Source organism: Kribbella aluminosa (genome assembly GCF_017876295.1).
Classification (GTDB): Bacteria; Actinomycetota; Actinomycetes; order Propionibacteriales; family Kribbellaceae; genus Kribbella; species Kribbella aluminosa.
This window is the reverse complement of sequence record NZ_JAGINT010000001.1, coordinates 1,632,663-1,643,763: the sequence shown is the minus strand read 5'-3', so window position 1 is coordinate 1,643,763 and position 11,101 is coordinate 1,632,663. Positions and strand designations below refer to the sequence as shown.

The 11,101-nt window shown below is 67.3% G+C and carries 8 protein-coding genes; 2 read left to right on the top strand and 6 right to left on the bottom strand.

The annotated features are described in order from the left end of the window. The first annotated feature begins 5 nt into the window (after positions 1–5). Positions 6–1,391 carry a GH1 family beta-glucosidase gene (locus JOF29_RS08165; RefSeq protein ID WP_209693613.1) on the top strand — a complete coding sequence of 462 codons (1,386 nt, stop codon included), beginning with the start codon at positions 6–8 and terminating at the stop codon, positions 1,389–1,391. A 117-nt stretch (positions 1,392–1,508) separates the two neighbouring features. Here JOF29_RS08165 and JOF29_RS42820 read toward each other — a convergent pair whose 3' ends face one another. Continuing rightward, positions 1,509–1,826: a CopG family transcriptional regulator gene (locus tag JOF29_RS42820; RefSeq protein WP_245357495.1), complete on the bottom strand. Its 318-nt coding sequence runs from the start codon at positions 1,824–1,826 to the stop codon at positions 1,509–1,511. 363 nt (positions 1,827–2,189) lie between these two features. Here JOF29_RS42820 and JOF29_RS08155 point away from each other — a divergent pair, with 363 nt between their 5' ends. Further along, positions 2,190–3,800 (top strand): beta-N-acetylhexosaminidase, encoded by a 1,611-nt coding sequence (locus tag JOF29_RS08155; protein WP_209693612.1) that lies wholly within the window; start codon positions 2,190–2,192, stop codon positions 3,798–3,800. 223 nt (positions 3,801–4,023) lie between these two features. Here the strand turns inward: JOF29_RS08155 and JOF29_RS08150 are convergent, their stop codons facing one another. From JOF29_RS08150 to JOF29_RS08130, 5 genes are read right to left on the bottom strand one after another with little or no spacing between them, the layout of a single operon-like run. Beyond that, positions 4,024–6,087: an NPCBM/NEW2 domain-containing protein gene (locus JOF29_RS08150; protein ID WP_209693611.1), complete on the bottom strand. Its 2,064-nt coding sequence runs from the start codon at positions 6,085–6,087 to the stop codon at positions 4,024–4,026. 25 nt (positions 6,088–6,112) lie between these two features. Continuing rightward, on the bottom strand, positions 6,113–8,089 hold the full coding sequence (locus tag JOF29_RS08145) for an alpha-galactosidase (protein ID WP_209693610.1): 1,977 nt from the start codon (positions 8,087–8,089) through the stop codon (positions 6,113–6,115). Beyond that, on the bottom strand, positions 8,086–8,901 hold the full coding sequence (locus JOF29_RS08140) for a carbohydrate ABC transporter permease (RefSeq protein ID WP_209693609.1): 816 nt from the start codon (positions 8,899–8,901) through the stop codon (positions 8,086–8,088). Before JOF29_RS08140 ends, JOF29_RS08145 begins: the two co-directional genes overlap by 4 nt. Beyond that, complete coding sequence (locus JOF29_RS08135; protein WP_307863207.1) at positions 8,898–9,821, bottom strand: carbohydrate ABC transporter permease; 924 nt, start codon at positions 9,819–9,821, stop codon at positions 8,898–8,900. The genes JOF29_RS08140 and JOF29_RS08135 overlap by 4 nt, the downstream gene beginning before the upstream one ends. Next, positions 9,818–11,101, bottom strand: coding sequence for an ABC transporter substrate-binding protein (locus JOF29_RS08130; protein ID WP_209693608.1), 1,284 nt, complete (start codon positions 11,099–11,101; stop codon positions 9,818–9,820). Before JOF29_RS08130 ends, JOF29_RS08135 begins: the two co-directional genes overlap by 4 nt.

The window sequence follows — 11,101 nt, the reverse complement described above, 5'->3', positions numbered from 1 at the left end:
CACCTATGAGCACCACTCCCGAGGCCCTGATCGCGGAACTCCCGACCGGATTCCGCTGGGGCGTCGCCACCTCCGCGTACCAGATCGAAGGCGCCGTGAACGACGACGGCCGCACCCCCTCCATCTGGGACACGTTCTGCCAGGTACCCGGCGCGATCGACAACGCCGACACCGGCGACGTCGCCTGCGACCACTACCATCGGATGCCGGCGGACGTCGCCCTGATCAAGGACCTCGGCCTGGACACGTACAGATTCTCGGTCGCCTGGCCGCGAGTGCAGCCGCGCGGCAAGGGCCCGGTGAACCCGGCCGGCATCGGCTTCTACGACAAGCTGGTCGACGAGCTGCTTGCCCAGGGCATCGACCCGTGGGTGACGCTGTACCACTGGGACCTGCCGCAGGAGCTGGAGGACGCGGGCGGCTGGCCGGTACGGGACACTGCGTACCGGTTCGCGGAGTACGCGATGCTGGTGTTCGACGCGTTGAAGGACCGGGTCGACACCTGGACCACCCTGAACGAGCCGTGGTGCTCGGCGATGCTGGGATACGCGTACAGCATGCATGCGCCGGGGCGGCGCGAGTACCCGGCGGCGCTGGCCGCCGTACATCATCTGCTGCTCGGGCACGGGCTGGCGACTTCTCAGATGCGGGAGGCGTCACCGCGCAAGCTCGAGATCGGCATCACGCTCAACGTCGCCACGGCGTACCCGGCTTCGGACGCCGCACCGGACGTCGACGCCGCTCGGCGCGCAGACGGGATGGGCCGCCGCATCTACCTCGACCCGCTGGTCCACGGTCACTACCCCGCCGACGTGGTGGCGGACCTGGCCCGCGAGGGCGTGACGCTACCCGTTGCCGACGGCGACCTGGAGATCATCTCGTCCCCCATCGACGTACTCGGCGTCAACTACTACTTCAGCCAGAAGTTCACCGGGTACGCCGAGGACGGCAGCACGACCGACGCCGATGGCAACCCGGTGAGCCGCGACGTACCGCTCGGCAAACCCCGCACCGCGATGGACTGGGAGATCGTCCCCGAGGGCTTCACCGAACTGCTGCTGAGCATCCACCGCGACTACCCCGGCCTCCCGATGGTCATCACCGAGAACGGCTCCGCCTTCGAGGACGTCCCCGACGCCGACGACTACGTCGACGACACCGACCGTACGGCGTACTTCACCTCCCACCTCACCGCGGTCGCCAACGCCATCACCCAGGGCGCCGACATCCGCGGCTACCTCGCCTGGTCCCTCCTCGACAACTTCGAATGGGCCTACGGCTACGCCAAACGCTTCGGCATAGTCCGCGTCAACTACGAGACCCAGCAACGAACCCCCAAAGCCAGCGCGACGTACCTCAAGCAGCTAGCAGCCCAGCACCGAGCCCACTGAGCATCTCGTCCCAGCGCCCGAAGATCGTGCTGCCGCGTCCCTCGCCCGACCGACGCGATGCTCGGCGCCGTGTCTGTGAAACGCCTGTACCCGGGACGGCTGTCGAGCCGACTGGAGTCAGCCGGCTTTTCTGTGGCTCTCGAGGTATTCGCTCAGGGCCTCACGCATGATCTCGCTCGGCTTGCGCTTGCGACTGCTCGCGAACGCTTCCAGATCAGCGTCGAGAGCGCGCGGAAGTCGCACCTGGCGCACCGGCGACTTCTCTCCCGGTGCCGCCTCGGGATCGATCGACGGCCGTCCTCCCCGAGAGCGCTCGACCAGCTCTCGACCGAAGTCGGCGGCGTCCGCACCGCGAAGGCTGGTCCTCGAGTTCGTCGGCAAGCTCAGGTCGTGCTCGGCCCACTCGGCCGCGCCCTCATAGTCCTTGTCAGTCACTTGTCCTCCTCAAGTCGCTCGAGGTGTTTGGGCCTGGCGATCATCACATGAAATCTGTGCAGATCCCGAGGCGGCGTCACCTCGACCATGACCTCCAGCAGTGCTCCTCCGAGCCGCCTGGGCGGCCCGATGAAGAGCATCGGCCGGACATCGTCGCCGGGTTCGCCGAACTCAGGCTCGCCGGGCTTCTACCTGATCGGCTACAGCGTGCGGGGAGCCCGCGTCTCATCAGTACTGTGCGCTGGTACGTCGCAGTCGTTGGGGGCAGTGCGCGGACGACGAGTACGTCGCCGGGGCCGGGTTCACCACCTGAGTAGGTTCAAGTGGTACCCCGGACGTCCTGTATTGCCGCAAACTCGTGGAATGATCCCTGCACCCACGACCACCATCCCCGGCGCCGGCACCTTCACTCTCACCGCAACCACCGGCATCACCACCCCACCCGAACTCGCCGGCCCGGTAGCCCGCTTCGTCCAAGCCCTCGCACAAGACACCGGCCTAACCCTCACCGGCACCACAGGCATCACCGTAGAACTCGCCCCGACAGACGACGTACCACCAGCCGTCGGCGTGCGAGCCGACGGCGCACCAACCGCGGGTACGGCGCCTCCCGCAAGCGCCGGAGGCGCCGGTGCAGAGGCGGATGAGCGTTACGGGTTGGAGGTTTCCGCCGACGGGGTTCGGGTGTGGGGGTCTACAGCTGAAGCAGTGCACCGGGGGCTGACGTCTCTTCGGCAGTTGGTGTCGGAGCATCTGCAGGACGGTACTGCGGTGCTCCCGGCTGCTCGGTTCGTCGACGGGCCGCGGTTCGCGTGGCGCGGGTTGTCGTTGGACGTCGTACGCACGTTCCACGGGCCGGACGAAGTACGTCGCATCATCGACATGCTCGACCTGTACAAGCTCAACGTCCTCCACCTGCACCTCACCGACGACCAAGGCTGGCGGGTGGAGGTCCCGTCCCGCCCAGCGCTCACCGAAGTAGGAGCAACCGGCGCGATCGGCGACCGCCCCGGCGGCTACTACACCCAGGCCGAACTCGCCGACCTCGTCGCCTACGCAGCCGACCGCTACATCACCATCGTCCCCGAGATCGACATGCCCGGCCACACCGCAGCCGTCTTCAAGGCCTACCCGGAGCTCGCCCCCGCCGACCCGAAGACGGTCGAGCTCGGCAACGGCGACAAGCTCCACCTCGGCACGCTGGATCCGGCGCGCGACGAGACCTGGACCTTCGTCGAGGACGTGCTGGACGCGATCATCCCGCAATTCCCCGGCAGTGCGTACGTACACATCGGCGGCGACGAGACCTGGGGCATGTCCGACGAGGACCACGCCGCGTTCGTGGAAAAGGCATCCGCACTCGTCAGGCAGCGCGGCAAGCGGGTCGTCGGCTGGCAGGAGATCGCCCGCGCGAAGCTCGACCCCGCCGACGTCGTCCAGTACTGGCTGGACCTCGACATCGACACGATGGCCGACAACCCCGACGCCCCGACCCCACCCGAGGAACTCCTCCCGGTCCTGGTCGAAGCCCTCCGCAAGGCGAAGCACGACGCCCCGAAAGCCCTCGAACAAGGCGCGAAGCTGATCGTCTCCCCCGTCACCTGGCTGTACTTCGACCGCCCACACGCCGACGTATCCGCGGACCCCGAACAGGAAAAGGCCCGCGAACGCCTAGGCCTCGAGTTCTACGGCGCCGCCTCCATCGAACACGGCGTCTCCTGGGACCCGGCCGCCCTCGTCGACCCCGACCAGATCGCCGGCGTCGAGGCCGCGATCTGGTGCGAAACCATCACCAACTCCGACGACCTCGAACTCCTGCTCCTCCCCCGCATCCCCGGCCTCGCCGAAAAGGCCTGGTCCCACCAAACCCCCACCAACTGGCCCGAGTACGCCGCCCGCCTCGCCCGCCAGTCCCCCACCTGGCGTAACCGCACCTGGACCTGGCTGCAGTCGACCGAGGTGGACTGGAAGTAGGAACTGCGGACCCGTGCCACTCACCAACTCCACGGACGGGGCGTCGCCGACACCCTGTCGAGCGTGGGCCCGAGGGTCCACGGGCAGTTGGTGAGTGCCACACGTCCGGAGTCCGGATCTGCAGGCCATCACAATCGCCCGCCTGGGACCGGTCCCCGCGGGCCGTCCTCCGGAGGCGGTGATTGTGATGGCCTGGCGATCCGCGCCCGGTCCGCTCAGGTCGTCAGCAGGTGGCGGTAGGTGCTGCCCAGTCGGCGCGGTCGTTGTAGCCGCCGTCGCCGGCGTCGCCGACGAGGAGGTCGAGGACGCGTACGCCGGTCAGGTCGACGTCGAACTGCTTCGGCGTGAAGCGGTCGACAATGCCGCTGTCGAACAGGACCTTGCCGTCGCCGACAACCTGGAACGTCGAGGTACCGCCCTCCGGACCGACGTTGCTGACCACGTCATCGATGCCGACAGTGCCGGTCAGACGCGAGCACGCCTTGCCGACGTAGTACCGGATCAGTGACGGCGAGGCGACCCCGATCCCGGTGGGGTACGTCGTACCGGTGAGCTTGATCGGATTGCCACCGCCCACGCTCTCGTCGACGGTCGGCGACATCCACCCGCTCGTCGCCGTGATCCACTGATGATGCGACAACGGCACGATCCCACTCGGCGGCGCGGGCGCGACGACCACCGGCGTGAGCACAGTCGTCTGCCGCTGCTCTCCATACCGAACGGTTTGGTATGTCGTCGTCGCGGTCAGACTCGCCGTGCCGGGTGGGGCGCCGGCGGGGAGCCTGACCGTGAACGCGAACGTCGCCTGCCCACCGCCCTCGATCAGCCGCGGCGCCTTCGACAATGCCCGCACCGTCCACCCGGTGCCTCCGGCAACAGTCACCGCCGGCTCGAACACCGGCCGCACGCCATCATTGCGCACGGCAACCTGCACGGTCAGTTCGTCGCCTCCGGCAACGACCGGTGCCGCGTCCGCCGGCTGGGCGTCGGTGCCGACCTTCGTCACCTGCGGGATGCCCGCCGTCACGTGCGGAGCGCCCGGGGCGCCACGGGCCGCCGCGACCCGGAACAACGCCGTACCGTGCGCCGGAACCGCCGCGCTGATCACGCCGCCGCTCTCGGTCACCTTGCCGGTCCACGCGTTCTTCAGTGTGAACCGTTCCCCGGACAGCCCGACCGCCGACGCGGTGGTCGTCAGCGTCTGCGCGCTGTCACCACGGTTGAGCAGTACGACGGCGCGGCTGCCGTCGGCGAGCCGCTTCACCCACGTCTCCGTCGTACCGGCTGCTCCGACACGTACTGCTTGGACAGCAGCCTTGTCCTGGTTGATGGCGATCACCTCGGGATCGGTCAGCATCCCGACGGTGGTCGCGCTGAGCTTTCGTACGTCGCTGCCGATCACCAGCGGCGCGGCCGCGACCGCCCACAACGTGAGCTGCGTACGGAACTCCTCGTCGGTCATCCCGAGCTCCGGCGCCAGGTAGTCCGGGTCGCTGAACGCACCGGGCCTGACCACCTCCGGGTGCCGCGCGTTCGCGTCGTAGTTCCGCAGTACGTCCTTGAACTTGATGTCGCCCTGGAACCCCACGTCGGTGTACGTACGCCAGGACTGCGCGATCCCCGGCGCGTACGACCACGAGTTGATCGACTGCTGCGAGTCGGGGTAGTTGCCCCAGTCCGGCGACGTCACCGGGTTGCACAGGTTGAAGATCATCGGCCGGTGACTCGCGTTGTCGCGCAGCGCCTGGGCGAACTCGGTGTACGCCGTCTTCGGGTCGAGGTCCGCCGCGATCCCGCACAGGTAGTCGACCTTGACCGCGTCGAAACCCCAGGCGGCGAACGTGTCCGCGTCGTGCTGGTAGTGACCACCGCTGCCGAGCCCGCAGCGGCCGGGGATGTACGGACCGGCATCCGTGTAGATCCCCGCGCGAAGGCCCTTGCCGTGGATGTAGTCGACGAGCGGCTTCAGTCCGTGCGGGAACTTGGCCGGGTTGGGGACCAGGTCGCCGGCGGCGCTGCGGGACTGGTCGGCCTGCCAGCCGCCGTCCAGCCAGACGATGTCGTACCCGGCCTTCGCGAGGCCGCGGCTCACCAGCGAGTCCGCGACCGACCTGATCGTGTCCTCGGTGAAGTCGCCGCCGAGTCCGTAGTAGGTGTTCCACCCCATGTACGGGGTCGGGCTGAGCACCGGAGCCGTGGCCTGAGCCGCCACGGCTCCGGTGCTGGTGGCGGCGAGCGCGCCGACCGTCAAGGCCGCCGCGAGTACACCGCCCAGCAGTCGTTTCATCCCTTGCCTTCCTTCGAGCGGACGGTCAGTCGAGTGCTTCGACAGCGACGCAGAGCGAGTCCACGGTGTCGTCGAACGCGATCCCGACCTGCAGCAGATAGCTGCCCGGGTAAGTCTGGTCACCCACCCGGTAGTTCTTGGCCGGATCCAGCCCCGCCAACGGAACCCGTCGCGGCCGGGTCGGCAAGGTGCCGCGCACGTTGCCGTCACCGGTCTCCCACAAGAGCACCACGGACCGCCGGTCCCCCACGTACTGCACTCCGTGCGTCAACCCGTAGACGTTGCCGTTAGCAACAAGATCCCGGAATCCCTTGTACTGCGCGATGTGCCGGGCAGCGATCCGCAACTGGTCATCGGTCCACCGGGACAGGTCCGCCCCGATCCCGAGCACACCCGCCATCGCAACGCGAAACCGGAAGTCGAGCGAACGCTCGCGGCCGTCGTGAGTGCCGACGGCGTCGGTCACCCACGAGCTCATCAGCTGTGGCGCGAACCCGGTCCGAAACCCTTCCTGAATCCTGAGCCGATCCAACGGGGCCGTGTTGTCACTCGGCCACAGCGTGTCGACGCGTGCAACCATCCCCAGGTCGACCCGCGCCCCACCACCCGCGCAGCCCTCCACATAAACACCAGGGTGCTGGACTCTCAGGCGATCCAGAACGGAGTAGAGATTCGCCACCACCAGTCCGTCGACATCGCGCCGCACATCCCCCGCGTCAAGCCTGGGCCGATTCGCATCCCACTTCAAATACGTGATGTCGTACGCCGACAGCAACCGGTCGAGCGTCCCCCACACGAACTCCGCGACATCGTCCCGGCTCAGATCGAGCAGCAACTGATTCCGGATCAGCACCGGCTCCCGCCCCGCCGTACGCAGAATCCACTCCGGATGCTCGACCGCCAGCCGGGATCGCGGACTGACCGACTCCGGCTCGATCCACAACCCGAAGCCGAGCCCCAGCCCGCGGAGATCCGAAATGAACCCGTCCAGCCCGCCGGGAAACTTCGCCGGATCCACCTCCCAGTCGCCCAACCCGCCGGTGTCGTCCGACCGCCCGACGAACCACCCGTCGTCCACCACGAACGTCTCGACACCGATCCCCGCCGCCCGCCGCGCCAACTCGAGCTGATGCTCCGCGCGGATGTCGAACTCGGTCGCGAACCACGAGTTGTACAACACGTGCGGCGTCCGCCCGCGCGACAGGCCGCGTTCGTACGAGTGAAAGACCCGTGCCAACCCGTCAGCCCCCTCAGCACTACATGTACCGACGGCCTTTGGCGACACCCACGTCTCCCCCGGACCGAGCCGTAGGCCCAGACTCGAAGCGGTACGCCCGGCCTGAATACGGAGCAGTCCGGTCGTGTCCACCTCCGCGGACATCTCCCACGACCCGGACCATGCCAGCTGTACGCCGTACGTAACGTCCCCGTCCGTCGCGAGGAACGGTGAGTACGTATGCCCCGTGATCCCCTGCGAACTCCCGATCACGAACCGCCCCCGCGGCAACGTCACAGAGGCCTGCTGAAACTCGCTGTTCCACTCGCCCCACAAGTACTTCACGGTGTTCCCCACCGGCACCACGAACGCGGCCGAGTCGTGCCGATGCAGCACCAGCTGATCAGTCCCCTCGTTCGCTACCGAGACCCACCGCTCCACCACGTCCCCGACCATCCGGTAGTGCAGTACGAGCCGAACCTCGTCCACAAACACCAACTGCAGTTCGTCTGCGGATTCAAAGACTTCGGTGAAGAGTGGGCGGAGTTCGTCGGACCCGTCCAGTCCGCTCACCACCAACTCGACCGGCGACGTGTAACGGACCCCGCGGACGGCATACTCCAACGGCTCCACGTCTGCCCGCGGCACGAAGTGCTCCGTCCCGACGACCTCGACCGGTGCACCCCCGTCCCCCGGCGCCCAGGCAACCAGCTGCGCCCACCGACCATGCTCCGGAACACCGACCACGTACGACGTCGTCGTACCGCGCAACGTCCAAGTCCTCACTTGACCGCCCCGATCGCCAATCCGCCGACGAAGTGCTTCTGGAACCGCAGGAACACCGCGACAGTAGGTACCGCCGCGATCACCGTCCCCGCAGCGATCACGTTCCACGACGACACGAACAGCCCCTGCAACCCGAGCAGGGCCGGCGTCACCGGCATCTTGTCGCCGGTCCGGATGACCGTGATCGACCACAGCAGATCGTTGAAGATCCAGGTGAACGACAGCGCCCCGAGTGCGGCCAGCGCCGGACGGGTCAGCGGCAGGATCACCGCCGAGTAGATCTTCCCCGGCCCGGCGCCGTCGATCGTCGCCGCCTCCTGGATCTCCCGCGGCAGGTCCCGCATGAAACCGTGCAGGACGAACGTGTAGAACCCGAGCCCGAAGCCGACATGGACAGCGATCAGTGCGATCAGGGTGTCGTAGTACCCGATCAGTTCCACGAACCGCGAGATCGGGATCAGCAGGATCTGCGGCGGCAACAGGTTGCCCATCAACATCAGCAACAGGATCGTCCGGCGGAACGGGATCGAGTACCGCGCCAGCCCGTACGCCGCGATCGACGCGAGCCCGAGGCTCAGCAGCACCGCCGGGATCGTCACCAGCAGGCTGTTCACCAGCGCCCGGAACTCGTCCGCGTCCTGCCATGCCGACTTGTACGTCGAGAACGTGAACGAGTGCGGCAACGACCCGAGCCCGTTCGCCGCGACGTCGTCGAACGAACGGAACGAGATCACGATCACCCAGAGGATCGGCGCGACCCAGAGGAACGAGATCAACCCCATCGCCACGTGGAAGCCAACTCGGCGGATCACGATTCCTCCCGGAACGCGCGGATCAGGTAGCCGAGGATGACGGCCAGGGCGAGCAGGAAGATCACGACCGCGAGCGCCGACGCGTAGCCGAGCTGCGTGGACTGGAACGCGGTCGAGTACATGTACGTGCTGAGCAGCTCGGACGAGTGGTACGGGCCGCCTCTGGTCATCGACCAGACGATGTCGAAGGACCGCAGCGAGTCGATGACGATCACCGAGAGTACGACGGAGTTGACGCCCTTGAGCTGCGGGATCGTGACGTACCGCGTGCGCTGCCAGGCAGAGGCGCCGTCGACCTTCGCGGCCTCGTACAACGCGGGATCGACCGCTTTCAGGCCGGCCAGGTAGAGGACCATCACGTGCCCGATCTGACGCCACAGCGCCGGCACGATCACGGCGTACAGCGCGGTGCCGGGGTCGGCCAGCCAGGGCCGGACGAAGTTGCCCAGGCCAACCGACCGGAACACCGTGTCGACAAGTCCATCCGGCTGGTAGAAGACCCGCCAGATCAGCGCGGTCACCACCAGCGAGAACACCACCGGGGTGAACAACGCCGCCCGGTAGATCGCCACACCCCGCCGCTCCTTCTGCAGCAGCAAGGCCATCCCGAACCCGCCGATCACACTCAACCCACCGAACAGCACCAACCAGATCGCGGTGTTCTTGAGCGCCGTCCGGAAGATCGGATCCGACACCATGTCAGCAAAGTTTCCGAACCCGACGAACCGCGGCGCCGACAATCCATCCCAACTGGTCAAAGCCAACCAGAACCCCTGCAGAGCCGGCCAGAACACCCAGACCGCTTCGATGACGAACGGCACCAAGACAAACGCCAGGATGAGAGGAGACACCCGCCCGTCCCGCCGCAGGCGGGACGGGCGGGTCACGGACGAGAGCACGGCATCTCCCGGGGAACTCACGCCTTGAACACCTTGGTTGCGGCCGCCTGCCAGTCCTTCAGGATCTGGTCGATCTGGTCGGGCTTGTCGAGGAACTTCGTGAGGGCGGCGTCCGCCGTCGGCTGGAGGGCGTCCGACGAGTCGCGGTTGAAGAACTGGGTGATCTCGGCGGCACCTTCGATCATCGCCTTGCCCTTTTTCACCAGCGGCGAGTCCACCGCCTTGCCGGCTGGGTTGGCCGGGATCGCCGTACCGGAGGAGTTCTGTACGTAGATCTCCTGCGCCTCCGCCGTCGCCAGCCAGGTCAGGAACTTCTTCACCCCGTCCGGGTCCCGCACCTTCTTCGACGCGAAGTACCCGTCGGTCGGAGCCTCCTCCGCGACCGGTACCGCCGGGTCGATGATCGGGAACTGGAAGAAGTCGATGTCGTCCAGCGCGTCCTTCGGCGCCGAGTCCGCGAAGAACGTGCCGATCAGGAACATCCCGGTCTTCCCCGCGAGCAGCGCCGACGTCGCCTCCTGGAACGGGAACGACTTGCCCTTCGGGTCGAAGTACGGCAGCACCTCGCGCCACTTGGTGAAGACCGCCTTCACCTTCGGGTCGGTGAAGTCGCCGTGGCCGGCCAGCAGTTTGCGGTGGAACGGCGCCCCGTTGATCCGGATGTTCAGGTAGTCGAACCACGCGGACGCCACCCACGGCGTGTCCCCGAGCCCGATCCCGATCGGCGGGATCCCCTTGCCCTGAATGGTTTTGCAGACGGCAACGAACTCGGCCCAGGTCTTCGGCGGCGTCACGCCCCACTTGGTGAAGTTCGACTTCCGGTAGAACATCCCCCACCAGTAGTAGCTGGTCGGTACGAAGATCTTCTGCCCGGCGCTGCTCGTGGACAGCGTCTGCATCGCCTTCGAGTAGTTCCCCATCGATTCCCAGACGCTCGAGACGTCGAGCAGCAGGTCCTTCTTCGCGTACGAGTCCGCGACCGAACCGGCGTACCAGGTGTAGACGTCCGGCGGGTTCGCCGAGGTCAGGTACGTCGGCAGCTGGGTCCGGAAGATCTCCGCGGCAACCGTGTTCAGCTTGACCTGGGACCCACCGGTCTTGTTGTAGGCGGCAACGAGTTTCTCGATCGCGGCCTTGGCCTGCGCGCTGGAGAGGTTCGACTGCAGCGCCACCTCACCGCTCGCCGGACCGCCGCTGCCGGGACTCGTCGCCGAAGTCGCGCACCCCGGAACCAGGGTCGCTGCCCCGAGCAGTCCAAGTCCCTTGAGGAATGTCCGCCGATCCGCTGCCAGACCCGTCAT

What these genes read in the sequence shown, in the direction of transcription:
- JOF29_RS08130 (WP_209693608.1), bottom strand. Translation starts at nt 11,101, where the DNA reads ATGACGGGTCTGGCAGCGGATCGGCGGACATTCCTCAAGGGACTTGGA.
- JOF29_RS08150 (WP_209693611.1), bottom strand. Translation starts at nt 6,087, where the DNA reads ATGAAACGACTGCTGGGCGGTGTACTCGCGGCGGCCTTGACGGTCGGC.
- JOF29_RS08155 (WP_209693612.1), top strand. Translation starts at nt 2,190, where the DNA reads ATGATCCCTGCACCCACGACCACCATCCCCGGCGCCGGCACCTTCACT.
- JOF29_RS08165 (WP_209693613.1), top strand. Translation starts at nt 6, where the DNA reads ATGAGCACCACTCCCGAGGCCCTGATCGCGGAACTCCCGACCGGATTC.